At 45.2% G+C, this 15,157-nt stretch carries 19 protein-coding genes; 2 read left to right on the forward strand and 17 right to left on the reverse strand.

The window, feature by feature from the left end; genetic code table 11:
- The 15 genes from MJZ25_12810 to MJZ25_12880 all read right to left on the reverse strand — a co-directional run.
- On the reverse strand, positions 1–199 hold a 199-nt coding region (locus MJZ25_12810; GenBank protein MCQ2125053.1), incomplete at its 3' end, for a hypothetical protein.
- Positions 200–485: 286 nt separating this feature from the next.
- Positions 486–887 (reverse strand): hypothetical protein, encoded by a 402-nt coding sequence (locus MJZ25_12815; GenBank protein MCQ2125054.1) that lies wholly within the window; start codon positions 885–887, stop codon positions 486–488.
- Between the two features lie 14 nt (positions 888–901).
- A complete protein-coding gene (locus MJZ25_12820; GenBank protein MCQ2125055.1) occupies positions 902–2,035 on the reverse strand; it encodes a nucleotidyltransferase domain-containing protein in 1,134 nt (377 codons plus the stop codon).
- A 528-nt stretch (positions 2,036–2,563) separates the two neighbouring features.
- Positions 2,564–2,737 (reverse strand): hypothetical protein, encoded by a 174-nt coding sequence (locus MJZ25_12825; GenBank protein ID MCQ2125056.1) that lies wholly within the window; start codon positions 2,735–2,737, stop codon positions 2,564–2,566.
- A 38-nt stretch (positions 2,738–2,775) separates the two neighbouring features.
- On the reverse strand, positions 2,776–3,276 hold the full coding sequence (locus tag MJZ25_12830) for a hypothetical protein (protein ID MCQ2125057.1): 501 nt from the start codon (positions 3,274–3,276) through the stop codon (positions 2,776–2,778).
- Between the two features lie 3 nt (positions 3,277–3,279).
- Positions 3,280–5,364 (reverse strand): NAD-dependent DNA ligase LigA, encoded by a 2,085-nt coding sequence (gene ligA / locus MJZ25_12835; protein ID MCQ2125058.1) that lies wholly within the window; start codon positions 5,362–5,364, stop codon positions 3,280–3,282.
- 107 nt (positions 5,365–5,471) lie between these two features.
- Positions 5,472–5,795, reverse strand: coding sequence for a hypothetical protein (locus tag MJZ25_12840; protein ID MCQ2125059.1), 324 nt, complete (start codon positions 5,793–5,795; stop codon positions 5,472–5,474).
- Positions 5,796–5,816: 21 nt separating this feature from the next.
- Positions 5,817–6,071, reverse strand: coding sequence for a hypothetical protein (locus MJZ25_12845; protein MCQ2125060.1), 255 nt, complete (start codon positions 6,069–6,071; stop codon positions 5,817–5,819).
- A 3-nt stretch (positions 6,072–6,074) separates the two neighbouring features.
- Positions 6,075–6,653: a hypothetical protein gene (locus MJZ25_12850; GenBank protein MCQ2125061.1), complete on the reverse strand. Its 579-nt coding sequence runs from the start codon at positions 6,651–6,653 to the stop codon at positions 6,075–6,077.
- The gene (locus MJZ25_12855; GenBank protein ID MCQ2125062.1) at positions 6,650–7,225 is read right to left on the reverse strand and encodes a dihydrofolate reductase; all 576 of its coding nucleotides are present in this window, start codon (positions 7,223–7,225) and stop codon (positions 6,650–6,652) included. The genes MJZ25_12850 and MJZ25_12855 overlap by 4 nt, the downstream gene beginning before the upstream one ends.
- Positions 7,226–7,232: 7 nt before the next feature.
- The gene (locus MJZ25_12860) at positions 7,233–7,577 is read right to left on the reverse strand and encodes a hypothetical protein (protein MCQ2125063.1); all 345 of its coding nucleotides are present in this window, start codon (positions 7,575–7,577) and stop codon (positions 7,233–7,235) included.
- On the reverse strand, positions 7,567–7,923 hold the full coding sequence (locus MJZ25_12865) for a hypothetical protein (protein ID MCQ2125064.1): 357 nt from the start codon (positions 7,921–7,923) through the stop codon (positions 7,567–7,569). The genes MJZ25_12860 and MJZ25_12865 overlap by 11 nt, the downstream gene beginning before the upstream one ends.
- A gap of 113 nt (positions 7,924–8,036) precedes the next feature.
- On the reverse strand, positions 8,037–8,276 hold the full coding sequence (locus MJZ25_12870) for a hypothetical protein (protein MCQ2125065.1): 240 nt from the start codon (positions 8,274–8,276) through the stop codon (positions 8,037–8,039).
- A gap of 1 nt (position 8,277) precedes the next feature.
- Complete coding sequence (gene thyA, locus MJZ25_12875) at positions 8,278–9,759, reverse strand: thymidylate synthase (protein MCQ2125066.1); 1,482 nt, start codon at positions 9,757–9,759, stop codon at positions 8,278–8,280.
- A gap of 6 nt (positions 9,760–9,765) precedes the next feature.
- Positions 9,766–10,350: a transglycosylase SLT domain-containing protein gene (locus tag MJZ25_12880; GenBank protein MCQ2125067.1), complete on the reverse strand. Its 585-nt coding sequence runs from the start codon at positions 10,348–10,350 to the stop codon at positions 9,766–9,768.
- A gap of 300 nt (positions 10,351–10,650) precedes the next feature.
- Here MJZ25_12880 and MJZ25_12885 point away from each other — a divergent pair, with 300 nt between their 5' ends.
- Together MJZ25_12885 and MJZ25_12890 are read left to right on the forward strand one after the other, a co-directional pair.
- The gene (locus MJZ25_12885) at positions 10,651–12,063 is read left to right on the forward strand and encodes a hypothetical protein (protein MCQ2125068.1); all 1,413 of its coding nucleotides are present in this window, start codon (positions 10,651–10,653) and stop codon (positions 12,061–12,063) included.
- A 2-nt stretch (positions 12,064–12,065) separates the two neighbouring features.
- Positions 12,066–12,842, forward strand: a complete 777-nt coding sequence (locus MJZ25_12890) for a hypothetical protein (protein ID MCQ2125069.1) — start codon at positions 12,066–12,068, stop codon at positions 12,840–12,842.
- 86 nt (positions 12,843–12,928) lie between these two features.
- Here the strand turns inward: MJZ25_12890 and infC are convergent, their stop codons facing one another.
- Both infC and MJZ25_12900 read right to left on the reverse strand, forming a co-directional pair.
- Complete coding sequence (gene infC, locus MJZ25_12895; GenBank protein ID MCQ2125070.1) at positions 12,929–13,669, reverse strand: translation initiation factor IF-3; 741 nt, start codon at positions 13,667–13,669, stop codon at positions 12,929–12,931.
- 10 nt (positions 13,670–13,679) lie between these two features.
- Entirely contained in the window at positions 13,680–15,068 is a 1,389-nt protein-coding gene (locus tag MJZ25_12900; protein MCQ2125071.1) for an AAA family ATPase, read from the reverse strand.
- Positions 15,069–15,157 lie beyond the last annotated feature (89 nt).

Here is a 15,157-nt window from a genome sequence, read left to right on the forward strand (position 1 = left end):
CTTCCTTATGCTCGGTATACTTGTAATCAAACATACTACTGTCCTTGGACTTGGATAGCATATCGTTGATTACCCATTTCGCTTCCTTGAAGCACTGGGATAGTTTCTGGAACACTTCCTTTGGATTGTGTCTTACGGATACCTTGAGTTCAAATACACGGCAGACCTGTGTCTTCCGTTTAGCCTTTGTTGCGGACATACTTGCCCGTATTTTGGCCTTTGTATCTTCACTCCGTACTTGTTCCATAAGACTTAATTTCTTGACTTCAATTATTGTTTATAAGGTTCCTACTCAAAATATAATTATTTCTACATCATACAGATTGTAATATTTTCTTTACATACCTTGCCGACCTATATGCCACCCTGAAGGGATGGCATCTTGCGGCCGGTTATTCTTTGTCAAACTGATGTTCATCCATTAAGGGATAACTGGTTCGCTTGTACTTGTCTTTGAAAAATTCGTATAGACTCATTTTCCACCTTCACATTTCAGCCTTCGCCTTGCGATATAATTCAAGGTACTTTTCACGCCAATAAAGGTATTTACCACCACGTTTATCGCACTTGACTTTGTCATCCCAAGACAATGCGCATTTACCATCACGAAAAGCAGTATTCTGCTTTTCCCAAAACAATTTATGGAGCGAATGCAGAGCTAGGCATTTCAGCTTTGCATTCTCCTTATTTAGATTATAGATGACATTTGCATCACAAGTTATTGTTTCGCTCAAGCACTTTCGTTCATCTTCAAAGGCCGCTATTTTCTGCTTCAGCCGTTCAATTTCGGCTTCAAGAGCCTTGATGTGAGCAGACAACTTCCCGCTTGTTTCGCCAAAGCCACCATCAAGGCAGTCATAGACTTGCTCCAGCTCTTCTTTAGTCATTATCATCTATCCATCTAAGCGAAAAAATCAATGGTTCTGCTCTTTACGATCAGCTTATACAGATAATTGCTAAGATCGTCAAGAGTCGCAAATTCGCAATCTGGAAGGTCAGACTTCTTAAACGCATCAGCAACTTCAGCAATCAGCTTGGTGCCGATATCCATCACCTCGTCAAATGTAAAGTTTCCGTTCTTGATACTGAGGAGGTAGTCACGGTCAGCCTTGCGATCGACAACAACAGTTTTCAGCAATGCGATATCACGGGCTGTCATCAGCAAACGGATACAGTGCATCATATTCTTGGCATCATAACCCTGACCATGGGAAATCGTACTTGCGTAACGTTCAGGATTACGCTTGTCGACCCAGTCCCAATATTCGGTGTGCCTACGGCATTCAGTGGCATAGGCGTCATGGTTGAAGAACAATGTTCCACACTTGGCCTGTCCCTTCGGTACAGAGCACAACTGCAGATCACATGCCGTCGATTCATCACGAACTACACCATAGGCCCAACGCCATTCATGTTCAGGACAGGTCTTGCCGACGCCATCATTCGGATCCTGCCTGTACAAAGAATAGCAATTCTTCGCATGGTCAATGGATGCAGCCGCATACCACTTCTGGTTAGTGATCGACTGATCGGCAAGCCAATTCTTGAACGGGACGGAACCATTTTCCGTGTCGATAATGTAGCAAAAATCAAGTACCTGCGGACGAGCCTTAGGCATCGGGTTGAATACCTTTTTATTCATACCCCTTGCCTTGCTGATCTGCGTCTTTGCATATTCAGCAAACGTCGACTGGCATTTTTGCGTAAGGAAAGAGTGGTCGGATCTGATCATGCGAAACCAGTATTCACCAACCTCGATGCAATCATCCGGTGAATAAAGCAGCTCAAGTGCACCGGGATTGGCATTGTTCAACAACTGGATGAACTTACTCAGTTCCCAATAGGTATTGTTGTTCTTCTCATCACTCACAATCATCTGGGGCTCGTATCCAAATCGATCCTTAGCAGGCAATATATAGACACCCTTACGATCCACGTCTGATCCGGTCGTTGCGAGACCATATGACACGCTTCCTACAATGGCCTCCATGATAATCAGGCCACGTTCCTTCAAATCACTGATTGACATTTGCATAAAAACCTCAGCCAAAATATAAAAAAATAATACCCGCATGTCAACGGTAAGTATGAGACAGTATGTCCAGCATTCGTCAACTACGCACCGCATAAATGCGGTGAGCTTGTAAAGCCTTGACAAGTTTGCACAAGCAAGGACTTACATACGATTGGGCGGTTGACTCACGCCCTGCCCATCAAGTATGCGTAGTCATACGAGTTGGGATGGTTTGACTGCATTTCAGCAATCCGCTATACTCATAATGCATCTTGAATCCGTTATGTATGTGGCTACCGAATCCAATCAAACTGTTTTCTCGCCAAGCCACGAGCCTCTTTTGGACTTTTAGATGAGTGCCTTTTATTTCAGCAAGACTTTCAGCGTTATGCACAATATAGTTTATATTTTTCTAGTTGGCAAGTGGGAATTCCTAAGCCACCCTAAAGGGTGGCATCTTCCTGCCCACTATTTTTGTGAATATACTGAAGAAATACTATTAGATATGATGCGTGATGAACGTACAGTCCGTGACGACGACGTAATAATTTAATCGTCGTACATGCCTTCGGATTCCATCTCGATCATGTTCTTGTCACTATACGGCGAATCAAAGTCAAGCTCAGCATATTCAGAATCACTATCGTCAGCAATATCTTCAATAATGTCTGTTTCAGGTTCATCATATTCAGGTGTTTGTTGATTATGTGTAGGATCAATCATAAAAACTACCTCGGTGTTTACGAGGTAGTTTATTGCAGCTACTTGCCGTATTTTTTCAGTTCGTCTGCAGTAAACAGCGGAATCCCATTCGTAGGAACGTAATTCAGAACCCCGTTGTCATCTGTTATGCAGAGGTCCGGATACAAAGTCTTGACAGACTTCAGGTAGAAATCATGCCAATCGCCATTGTATTCAATATAAAGGAAATTGTCAGGATACCGGTCCGGATTTTCTGTCAAATCCTTTACAACAAGCGAAATAATGATAGACTTTCGCTTCTGATACAGCACATCAAATTCAGTATGAAAATTCGGCTTGTTAAGTGCAGCCATAGCGATATTCTCGATACCCGGCGGGTTACCGAAGAAGACTACATGGCGTCCAAAACGCATGCCATCCCGCAATTTAGGCCACCGACGGGCAATGCGCTTCCTCAGTTCATCTTCGAAGCTGATTTCATTACGGTCGGCCTTCACGGTCTTCCAGACATAGATCCCGAATACAATCAAGAAACAGCTTACAACAATTGCATATACCATAAGTTACTCCATGAGTTTGAGGAAATCCTGAAGGGTGCTCGGCGTGTACACATCAATATGAACACCGGATGCTTTCAGGTCGTTAATGGCAGCTACCTTCTTTGGGCCGGCATTGTCACCAAGCAGCACGATATTAGTCTTCTTGGAAATACCTGAGCAAATTGTACCGCCGTTAGCCACAACAAGTTCCTTGAACTTATCACGTTCCAGTGCAGTGAACACCCCGGTCATAATGCATACCTTGCCAGCGAGCTTAGCACTCGTCACAGTAGTTTCCTTGACGCTTTGGGCGATGCCGTTATCGACAAAGTACATCACAGTATCGGTATGTGAAGAAATCCACTTGCACAGGCGAGAAACGATAAGCTTAGACACACCCTTGACTTCAGCCTCTTCGCCAAGAATAGATTCCATACGATCACCCATAGCGCATACTGCTGACAACCCACCAAGATGATTAATGCAGTCGGCAATTACAGGTGAAGCCTGATGGCCTACGCCCGGGACAGAGAATCCTTCGATCAGCTGATGCAGGTAATTCTTTCTACTGGCGTCAATGGCAGCAATAAGCTTGCCAGCACCCTTCGCTCGCAAATTACCGATGCCAATCACATCTTCAGCGGTCAAACGATAAATGTCGTCGAACTTAGATACCTTACCAGCGTCAACCAGCGATTCAATGATGCTTTCTCCAAGCCCACGGATATTCATGACACTTCTGGAAGCAAAATTTACAAGCTTATTGACCATCTGCGTATTGCAGTCCGGGTTATCACACACCCATGCGACAAGCTTTTCACCGGATTCATTCTGGGCATTGCTCAACTGGCCCCCGCAGAACGGGCATACCTGAGGCCTGAGATACATTTCCTTGCCTTCAATCGGCGGATACTTGGAAGCCGAACCACGCTTAATAGACACTTCATAGTCTTCCTTACTCATTCCAGTTTCAACGCAGCGAACCAGTTCAGGAATAATTTCACCAGCCTTACGGATGACCACATGGCAACCTTTATGCAAACCAAGATATTCAACAAGGTCCCAATTATGCAGGGAACAGCGCTGAACCGTCGTCATGGCCAATGACACCGGCTTGACAATGGCAACCGGCGTGATAGCGCCCGACATACCAATAGATTGCTCAATGTCAATCAATTCGGTAGCCTTTTCTTCCGGGGGGAACTTGTAAGCCTTATAGAAATTCGGCGCCTTGGCAGTATACCCCATCTTTTCATGGAAAGACTTTTGGTTTACCTTGATCACAATGCCGTCGATAGCATACGGCATATTAAAACGGTTTTCACGGAGTTGTTCGGCAATTTCCTTGAACTGCTCCAGCGTCACGACCTTGCTAGGAGGAACATTGAAACCCAGATTCTTCAAATGTTCAATGTCACCACTCTGGGTGTCAGACTGCGAACCACGGCATACAATGTAAGATATGAACGTAAGCTTACGACGTTCCACCTCGTACGGATCAGTCAGTTTCATTGAACCAGTGGCGCCATTGCGGGGATTCGCAATCTGCTTCTTCCCGGCATCAAACAGAGCCTCGTTATACGCTTCAAAGTCGTCATACAGCCAAACAACTTCGCCACGCACCTCAAATGTACCCTTGACGTCAATAGCCTTCTGAACCCCCTGAATACGCACGGCATTGGCGGTAATGTCGTCACCGACATTATCAACACCTCGGGTGACGGCTTCATAAAGAACACCATCCTTATAATTCAGGGCAAGTCCACCACCATCCAGCTTGTATTCCAGTTCAAATTCATCGACACCATACGTGTCATGGACAGTCTGAACCCACTGGACAGCCTCATCAATGCCATTGGCATTGGTAATCGAAATCATAGGAACTTCATGTGCGACCTTCCGGAATCCACCGTTGGAGCCGTCAATCACATGGCGTGTCGGCGATGTTTCAAGGATCATGTCAGGATTTTCAAGTTCATACGCCTTGATTTCACGGTAACACGAATCATACACCTCATCGGTAACATCAGGTGTACCGTTGGCATACGATTTTGCCCATTCGGTCAACGTATCGCAAAGTGTCATGTATTTGCCGTATGTAATAGCCATCTTTTCTCCTGTTGATAATGGATATACCAAATATAGCAGAATAGGCTATATTTGTCAATAGGCTGTATATTTATTTTTAGCCACTACATTCAATGTAGATTCAAGGACTAGTGCGATGCAGGTGTCTGACCATTACACTGGCCTATTTCATCGCACTGACCTATTTCATCGGCCGGCTGAATATCAGTTTTCGGTGCAGCCTGTTTGCTGGTACCATATTCAAGTATCTTGTTGAGGACTATGTCGGAGATATCATTGAAACCAAGTCGACTAGGCATGCGCTCGTGTTCTTTGAAACTTCTAGACCTCAGCATCAGTTCCTTCCACACATCGTTGGAAACTTTACTGGCCATGTCAAATCTATCCATTTTTAGCTGGCGTATAGTCGTTTCAAGCTCAGCAATCCTCTCAATCATTTGTTCATTCGTCATATGGACTCCTTATATTATCTATTACTTCGACTCATTTTTTAATAGGGGGCAGCGATTTGGTCTACCATACTCGCATGAGTCAATGCCGACATTTTCACGAACATACTTTTTCTTATTATGTGATGTAATTTTGACTTCATAACTTGCGGTATCTATATTAAAATTAGCCAAACCACAATACCGACGCCATCCGTATGGTCCGCCATCTTTAAGTTCTACTTCAACATGATGCGGACACAAATCGCATCCATCTTCCATTCGTTCTACAGCCTTCATAAATCAACCATCTTTAATTTCAAGTATTTCACCAATATCACGATCTTCATACGCTTCCTTGAAAGCATCAGTCGCAGCTATTCGTTGATAACGGTCTCTGATGCCAATAGGTCTTTCAGATTCAATACGCTCTTTCGCCCATTCGATCAGATATAGTCGTACTTCTTCAAATGTATCATCAAATCGTATGTTTACATGAGTCGATCCGTCGGCATCACGCAGTACAAACATGCCGTTGTCCAGTTTAGTCATGTACGCAATGACACAAGGTCGTGCCAGACCACGATAGACTGTATATGACCTATTAACTGTACTGGGACCGGTGACATAGAAACCATAGAAGGAAATCCAGCTATTCAACGTTTTTATGTACCAGTCCCATACATCACCACCAAGATCAATGTATGCATTACGCAAGTCAGCTTCAATCTGCTTGGCGACGGCACCATCGACAATCTTGGTATTGAACGGCGTTTCATATGAAGCATTGCCAACGACACCCTTCGGGGTAATCTGATTCAGTAAATACTGGCGTTCCCATCGTAGACGGGCCAATTCACGTTCTTCATCAAGTGTCATCATACGACAAACTCACTCAAAAACGGTGTTTCAAATACTTCAAAATCAATGTGGTCAACAATATTATTTTTTACAGGGATGTTTATTCGAGATAATACATCATTCCTGACATATAGTGCGGCCCCGTCATAAAACGACATTGGATCATAGGTAAAGTAAGTCCCGGTATCCACCTTCATGTCTACTGGGATCGTAGTAATGTACCAACGTTCAATAATTTTTTGGTCGACGCATTGCTTCAAAATATTAGCGCCGCCAATATAGAACAGTTCGTCAACCATGGTAAATGGATACTCGGCATTCAAGTCAGTGCACCATTTTACAGCATCAAATATAGACTTTACTACGGCAACCCCAGCCGGGACTTCAATGTCGCTACGTGTAATCACTATATTGGTGCGATTCGGTAACGGATGGCTGCCTAGCGACTCCCAAGTCTTTCTACCCATGGCGACCGCATGTCCAAATGTAGTATCTTTGAATAGCTTGAGGTCTTCGGAGATATGCCACGGAATATCATTGTCAACTCCGATCAGGCCGTTCTTTGTTCTAGCAAAAATACCGCTTATAATCATACACATCCTACCTAATCGTCTCAACTGGACAGTACATTATATCAGCCCAATAACCGTCAGTTTTATTATAGCGGGTTTCGATGCGGAAACCGCCGGTCGATGAGAAATATAACGTTTCTTTGTTAGTGACCATGTATTCATACATAGATACAAGACGGCCACGAATGTTCTTATATAATTCCAACTCCGTCGGTACTCGTCTATCTTCGCCGTCACCTTCCAGATTCTCTAGCACCCATGTATGCCCTAGCTTCTCCATTACATGAACCGCTTGATGAAAGTCAAAATTGTCAAGATCCTCGTCAATGATCTTGCTAAATTTATTCATGTCTAGTTTACGATTAGTCGCCATCTTCATCGTCCTCAACAGTTTCTACTATCAAAGGTTTCTTGGAAACCGCACGCAATTGCTGCTTAGACGCAATAAGCTTGCACATTTCATTAATCTTCTCGACGATGCGGTCATCAACCTCCATCCATTCGGTGTGATCGATGATAAAGTCTATGTCAGGATAACGATCGGCCATGCCCCTTGCATAATCACCCATGAAATCGTCCGACTGCAGCAAACGATTATATTCATCACGGCCAATACTTTGCAGTTTTACCATTAACTTCGACGTACCATCAGCATAAGACAGTTCAACAATCTTATCGATAAACGTCTCGCCATTGTACTTGATCGGGGAATGCAGCATACACGATACCGCATCCGGATCCAGACCAAGTCGCTTATTTTCATAGTTCCAGTCCGCAGTCAGACCTAAAACCCTAGAACGCAATTCATCATAAGTCATGCCACTATCTTCCTTTATCGTTCCAAAATGATGAAATTCGAGACCTGATGAATCAAGGTGTTGTCATTGCATTTGACTGCGTAGCCATCCTCTTCACGCAGGACATACCCATCACACTCAAAATCGCAGCCAATAAATTTCACATGCACGGGTTTTTCATGCCACGCATAAGTTGACGGAGCGTCGCCTATATCAACATTACCGCAAGACACCATCCCCAATGCACAAATAGCAATCAGTAAAATCTTTGACATATTATACCGCCACCGGAGCTGAAAGTTTTCCTTGACATACATACCCCTTCAATTCGAAATCATTGTAATGCCAATCAAATATAGACCAGTCATCGCCTACATTCGTAATCTCGATTTCAGGCAGGGTTGACGGAGTACGGGACAACTGCTCATCTACTACGTCCATGTGGTTCTTGTAAATATGGACATCATCAAGATGGCCGATAAGATATCTAGCCTTCAACCCGGTCTGCTTGGCGATTAGAGTCAGTAGCATACCATACGATGCGATATTGAACGGAAGCCCAAGAAATGTATCTACACTACGCTGGAACCAGCACAGGTCAAGATATTCGCCGTCAGACAGAAGGTGAAAGCCGAAATGACACGGAGGCAAGGCCATCTGGTCTAGCTGGCTCGGATTCCACGCCATCACGATCATACGACGGTCGGTAGGATTTTCAGACAATTTGTTCACGGCATCTGCGAGCTGGTTCACCGGCACAGGATGTCTATACAATTTTCCGTCAGATACAGTTTCAACACGATACCCGCATTTTGTCTTACGATTCTTTTTAACGGCGTTAGCAATAACCCCACGTCCCAACTGCAGGAAATATTCTGCTTCAGAACTATTCAAGTATTCGCCAATCAGCCTATCACTCTGATCGTAAACACGAATGCAGCCGCTGCACTTCGCATACAACGCAATATCGCCATGGCTCAACCAAACGCATGTATTTCTTGAATAGCAATTGGATCCATAATAATCCTTGCCGATGTCAAAATTTGATGGCGATCTCAAAACATCGCACCACCCGTTTAGTGTAACTACATCACGCAAAAATAGCGAGAAATCATGCCAACGTTTTTCGACAAAGACGCCATTGCCACCATATAGAGGATATGAATCGCACGCCATATTATAGCAGCGTCCGATCATGTTCGCCCATACTCGTCGCATACGCTTCAACAGCTTAACCCCATACGTATCGTTGAACTTAGTAACGGCGTCTACGTCTCCTACATAGCCAATTCCATAGACAGTAGGACGATATGTGTCCTCGGCCTGATGGCTACAAACATACGTATCGGACTCCTTGTCCACTATTCGTGGGGACACTTCGATTACCGATGCACGAGTTCCGTGGAAACTAGACCATTGATACCCGTATATCAAGCCCAGATCGGTTTCATTGGCCATTTTTAACTTAGTTTCATCATCAGTCGCATAGGCAACTTTACGTGGGTTGCACCATTCATTCCAAATTTTTGATCCTCTACTAGAAAGCCATGACTTATCGGTAATACCCCTGATGAACATTTCCAGTTCAGCAAAGATACTCTTTGGCGGCATCTTCTTGGTAGTCAGCAAAGGGAACCCGTCTCGCATGTCATGCTTAAACATGGCACCAGAAATAGAATAGGTATCCACCCCAGTTCGGTTGGACTTGAGCGTACCATTATTCCTCACTTCACGCAAAATCGACAAATAGGACTGCATAATTCCTCACTTCAGCTTATTACTATAATATACAAACTTTTCCATCACAGCGTCAACATATGCGACGGTCTGGGGATGCACGGATTCTCGGCCTATTTTGCCATCACGCCAAGCAATGTACTTGTTGGCGCCGCCCGGGCCACCATTATATGCGGCTGCCGTATAAGCGGCCGACGGGAACTTCTTTTTCAGGTGCGCAATATATTGCACGGTCAGCTTGATATTGTATTTCGGGTCAACAAGGAGATCTGATTGATATTTCATGCCAGCCTGTTTCGCCATTGCCTCTGCAGTCTTGGGCATCAGCTGTCCAAGCCCGATAGCCCCGGCACCAGATACTGCATTCGGATTGAATCGAGACTCTGTAGCGACTATAGCGAGCAGATATGCATAATCGACCGCACTACTGTACTCAGATTCATCATACAACACCTTGGCGAGATCAACGGACTCCTTTGTCGAATATGTCTTACGGATACTCTGGATAATGTTCGCACCGATGGCGATTTGCTGTGACCTTGTCTTACTTGAATTGCTGGATTCATACAGGGTCAGGATTTGCTGCTCAAGCGAATCATTGCGCAAATTCATTGAGTCCACCACATGCCTTAATGCCGAGTTTTCCTGCTTGATCTCATGCAGCTGCCCTTCAATAAACGACATACCGGATCCTAAACCTATCAGTACACATACGAACGTCAGGTTCAGTGCCCATTGGAAAATTGTGACCCCGGTCTTTTTGACCCTGATGATTTTTGTCTTTCGCATCGCTTAACCTCTTGAATGATAAAAAGTTGACCAACATTACATATTTAATTACTATTTGTCAATCATTATTTTAGACTTTTGCGTTTTGATATAATTTGCATGCAAAAGACGATAGGAGACCACATGGCTTCACGAAAATTGAGCGCATTGAAAACCTTAGTAGGACGCCCTACGAGTGCATCCTGCACAGATATCGGCAAGAACGAGGCAATCATCAAGCTTCTGTTAGAAAACAAGCGCCGTTCCACGGCAGTGTATGAATTCTATGAAGAAATGGTTACACTCGGATGGTATTCCGGTAACTATGTAGAATTCTGCGCAGAGGTCCGTCAGACCAACTTATCGATGAATAAGACTAGGTCAAAGATCAAATCAATGCCTAAGACCACGACCGTTATCGAGGTGGCCAAACAGCAAGACCCTGACTTATACGTCGAAGGCGACAATGCGGCCCCCATTCCCGATGCCGCTGTCTGTGATGAAATCGACGACATGTGCGAGGACGATGCCGAAATGAAGGAAGGCCGTACAAGGGTGTTCAAGCGTGAAATCAGACGCAAGGATAAGCAAATCAGTAAGCTTCTTGAAGAAAAGTTCATGGGTCAGCTATTCTGCGCAAAGATGCGTGAAGCGGCAAGCAATATCAAGCCAGCGCACATCACATTAACCGGGTTTGACCCATGTTCCGCCACCGACACAAACATCAGTATTCTTCCGATTGCTGACGTACACTATGGTGAAATTGTCAACTCGACTACAGTCGGATTTACAAACGCATACAATATCGACATTGCCGAAAAGCGTCTTGCATACATATTCCAGTCAAATGCCCGATACGCCAAGGAACATAACTGCAACGAACTCCATGTCATGCTCCTAGGTGACCTGATTTCCGGTGAAATCCATGAATCGCTCGCCGCATCCAATGAAGAAACCGCATTTGTTTGCGCAACAAAACTGAGCCATATTCTAGAAGGTCTAATCTTGTCACAGGCACAGATCTTTGATAAAGTGGTCGTGTCCTGCGTAGTCGGCAACCATGCACGAAACACAAAGAAGCTCGAAGACAAGAATCGTTGTGACAACAGCTTCGAACACTTTATTTATGATGACCTAAAGTTCCACCTTCCTTTGCGTGCAAGCAATATCGTAGTCAACTATGACAAGGATAAAATCATCCAGAATATTGAGGTAGGCAACCAGATGTGGCAGCTTGAACATGGCGACCGCTACAAGGGTAGCACTGCCGCCGCCGGGCCGATCAACGGCATCATGCGCAAGGTCATCGGCGACATGAAGGAAAATCAGGCCGACGTTTACATCATGGGTCACTGGCACGCCTATGCGGACGCACGCTTCAAGGGATTTGACAATAAGATGGTCAATGTCATGATCGTCCCGAGCGTTGTCGGACCGGGCGAATTCTCTGCAATCAATATTCATGAATTTTATCCACCAGAAACGATCATTATGATTTCTGATGGTAACAAGATCACCGCTAAAACAACACTGCTACTAAATGACATCGTGGAGTAACAATGGCTACAGTCGATTCATATAACCCGTATGTATTCGACGAGGTCAAGAAATTGCTGGAATCAAAGTATTCCGGCAATTCTTCCTTCGACAATACAACTATAATTCTGGGATCGAACGTATGCCCGGTTACTCCTGAAGAATACCGTGCGACCCATCCCGGCCAGAAAATCATCGTATACAACATGGAGCAGCTGTTCCGTGGAAGCTATTGGGTAAACGACAAGACTATGCATTGGTTCGTATGTGCCGACGAGGTGTGGGACTATGACATCGAAAACGTACAGTTCTTTAAGGCACACGGGATAAAGGCGTTCTATCGTCCGATGGAATATAACGAATGCATGCTGTATGGACTGCCTACGGTCAAGAAGGACATCGATGTACTTTTCTACGGCGGCCTGACGGATCGACGCATGAAAATCCTCCAATCGTGGATCCAGCTAAGCCAGCACCATGCAACGACTGTAATCGCTACCGGAATAAAAGGAACCCAGTTGGCTGAATACGTCATGCGTTCCAAGATAGTCCTTAACCTGCATGCCTACCCAAACATAGCACGGCAGGAACAGGTCCGCATGTTTACGCCGGTAATCAACGGAATATGCGTAGTATCAGAGAAAAGCAACTACAACGAGTTCGGACAGTCAATTGTAGAATCAAGCACAAAGGGAATCAACCTATCGTTGAAGAACCTATTGAAAAGCGGTGAATGGATGAAGGTTGCAGCCAATGCACCTTTAGCTTACAAGGCCCATTGCGGCACACGACAAGTGTAATGTATTCCTGAAATAGCAACGTGCTTGCGTTTAAGTATAAAAAAGGCCGGGAATATCCCGGCCTTTCAATGTTGATACACTTCGCACTACTTACTGCGCTTATTCGGCGCACAGAATACACAGAAACGATTGCCAGCCTGATCTACCTTTGAAATCTTGCCACCGGTAAGGTTTGCCTCCATTTCCTCACGGATTCGATCCATCACATCGGCAGAATGAGCCATCTGGCGTCCACGGAAATCGATAGTGAAGCGAACCGGGTGGCCACCTTCCATGAATTCATTGGCCTGCTTCAGCATGCGCATACGGTCGTTCTTGGACGAATCAGACGTATCAGTCGTATACTTGATTTCCTTCTCCTCGGAAGCCTTCGCAGCGGCACGATTCTTCTTGTCACGGTCCTTGATCGCCTTCTTCTGTTCATAAATGTACTTGTTCAAGTCGCCAAGCTTGCCAATGGGCGGGTCGATCTTGTTATTCACTGCAATCAAGTCAAGAGACCTGTCCGCAGCCATCTGTCTGGCCTCGGCTGTACTGATCACGCCGACTGAATTTCCGTTTTCATCAGTCAATCGTACGGTAGGCGCAGTGATCGTATACTGGGCACGTTCGCTGTCCTTCTCCTGTTGGTACTGGTTGCTCACCCCACGATTGAACTTTCTGGGCTCGTACTTTTTCATGGTATAGGTATCCAGCTTGCCCGGTACCTCGACAAGCTCCATGCCACGCTCACGAGCATAGGTCTTGGCCATCCCCGTCTTCATACGTCCCTGATCAACGCCGTTTTCATCAATCAGCGTAATGACAGATGCACTGATATAGCTCATTCTGATCTCCTTACATCAATACGTGCAATTCCTTGGCTGCACGAGTGAATGCTGTGTATTTAAGTTTGTTTCTAAGTTCGTCCTCGGGAATGCGGTTGATATTCTTCTCGATGACAAATACATTTTCAATGGTACTGCCCTGCGCCTTGTGTGCTGTCAGGGCATAGATATATCCGACGAACAGGAAGAAATGCTTGAATCTGGTATAGTCTCGCCAAGCCTCTTTAGGAGTATACAGACGGCTGCCTGAATGTCCCTTCATTTCAAGCTTGCGCTTGGCTTCGGTGGCAAGCATCTCACGCCGGGCATAGTATTCATTCATCCCTTCCTGAGAGACAATATATGCGACCGACTTGACCCGATTGCGCTTAGACACATTTTCTACTTCAACCTTGTAGCACTTTATGCCATACGACGGGTCTTCACAAAGTTCACACGACTTGATGACAAGGTGTTCCTCGATCGTGTAGACCATCTTGAAAATGGTTGATTTGCCAACAACCACGTCATTCCCATACGTCCTTACGACACGCACCTCTTCCCCTACCTCGTATTCCATAGTCGTATTCGGGTACAGCGCTTCTCGCACCTTCAGATTGATAGCATCAACTGCGGCGTTGGTCCATGCCACAGCCATGGCATAATTGGTATCAAGCTTGAATTTTTCCGACGTAAAGTATCCGATCATCGTCTCCATGAACTCGTTTGTACGCTCGTGGAAGAATATTCCAGTACCATCCACGGCGACGGACGTTTCATGCGAAAATAGGTCTACAGGCGACAGCATATTGGCTCGCATGGCAGTGACAACGCCAAGGATCGGGTTGTCCTCAGCCGTTCGCATGACCTGAGTCAGTTCAACCTGCAACGGCAGCTGGAAGATGATGGACTCCAATATACCAGAATTAGCATCGTCAACAGGAGGTATCTGGCACCGGTCGCCGACATAGATCACCTTGATCGTTGTAAATATCTGCAGCTGCTTCTGGATCTCGTTAAGCAAGGCGACTGACACCATGGAGGCTTCATCTACTACAACCACGTCATATTCGGCAAGATGGCCCTCATTTTCACGTTTTAACTTAGGCCTACCGTCGTCGAAATCCTGTAAAACAAGGCCAAGAAGCGAGTAAATCGTACTATCGAACGCACGTCCTGTACGGTCAGCAATGACCTCGACAGCCTTGTTCGTCGGTGCGGTACATACATATGCAGGCCGACGATGCGCAGGAATCTGGTCAAACTCATCGAGCAAGACATTGATCAACGATGTCTTACCAGTGCCGGCGGCACCATAAAGTACCATCTGACGACGGTCAGGCATATGTAAAAATTTATTAATAAAATCAAGCGCTGCCACTTGATCCTGATTCAAATCTTCTCGGGTAAGACGGTTCATGCCATTGAATATAACAAATCAGTCTCAAGTTGTCAAGGGGTAAAAGAAAATGCCACCATCAATACGATGGCGGCATTTGTATATGAATA

Origin of the sequence: Fibrobacter sp., assembly GCA_024399065.1 — a bacterium.
Classification (GTDB): Bacteria; Fibrobacterota; Fibrobacteria; order Fibrobacterales; family Fibrobacteraceae; genus Fibrobacter.

Coding starts and splice junctions, on each gene's coding strand:
- MJZ25_12815 (MCQ2125054.1), bottom strand. CDS start 887: ATGACTAAAGAAGAGCTGGAGCAAGTCTATGACTGCCTTGATGGTGGC.
- MJZ25_12820 (MCQ2125055.1), bottom strand. CDS start 2,035: ATGCAAATGTCAATCAGTGATTTGAAGGAACGTGGCCTGATTATCATG.
- MJZ25_12825 (MCQ2125056.1), bottom strand. CDS start 2,737: ATGATTGATCCTACACATAATCAACAAACACCTGAATATGATGAACCT.
- MJZ25_12830 (MCQ2125057.1), bottom strand. CDS start 3,276: ATGGTATATGCAATTGTTGTAAGCTGTTTCTTGATTGTATTCGGGATC.
- ligA (MCQ2125058.1), bottom strand. CDS start 5,364: ATGGCTATTACATACGGCAAATACATGACACTTTGCGATACGTTGACC.
- MJZ25_12840 (MCQ2125059.1), bottom strand. CDS start 5,795: ATGACGAATGAACAAATGATTGAGAGGATTGCTGAGCTTGAAACGACT.
- MJZ25_12845 (MCQ2125060.1), bottom strand. CDS start 6,071: ATGAAGGCTGTAGAACGAATGGAAGATGGATGCGATTTGTGTCCGCAT.
- MJZ25_12850 (MCQ2125061.1), bottom strand. CDS start 6,653: ATGATGACACTTGATGAAGAACGTGAATTGGCCCGTCTACGATGGGAA.
- MJZ25_12855 (MCQ2125062.1), bottom strand. CDS start 7,225: ATGATTATAAGCGGTATTTTTGCTAGAACAAAGAACGGCCTGATCGGA.
- MJZ25_12860 (MCQ2125063.1), bottom strand. CDS start 7,577: ATGGCGACTAATCGTAAACTAGACATGAATAAATTTAGCAAGATCATT.
- MJZ25_12865 (MCQ2125064.1), bottom strand. CDS start 7,923: ATGCTGCATTCCCCGATCAAGTACAATGGCGAGACGTTTATCGATAAG.
- MJZ25_12870 (MCQ2125065.1), bottom strand. CDS start 8,276: ATGTCAAAGATTTTACTGATTGCTATTTGTGCATTGGGGATGGTGTCT.
- thyA (MCQ2125066.1), bottom strand. CDS start 9,759: ATGCAGTCCTATTTGTCGATTTTGCGTGAAGTGAGGAATAATGGTACG.
- MJZ25_12880 (MCQ2125067.1), bottom strand. CDS start 10,350: ATGAATTTGCGCAATGATTCGCTTGAGCAGCAAATCCTGACCCTGTAT.
- MJZ25_12885 (MCQ2125068.1), top strand. CDS start 10,651: ATGGCTTCACGAAAATTGAGCGCATTGAAAACCTTAGTAGGACGCCCT.
- MJZ25_12890 (MCQ2125069.1), top strand. CDS start 12,066: ATGGCTACAGTCGATTCATATAACCCGTATGTATTCGACGAGGTCAAG.
- infC (MCQ2125070.1), bottom strand. CDS start 13,669: ATGAGCTATATCAGTGCATCTGTCATTACGCTGATTGATGAAAACGGC.
- MJZ25_12900 (MCQ2125071.1), bottom strand. CDS start 15,068: ATGAACCGTCTTACCCGAGAAGATTTGAATCAGGATCAAGTGGCAGCG.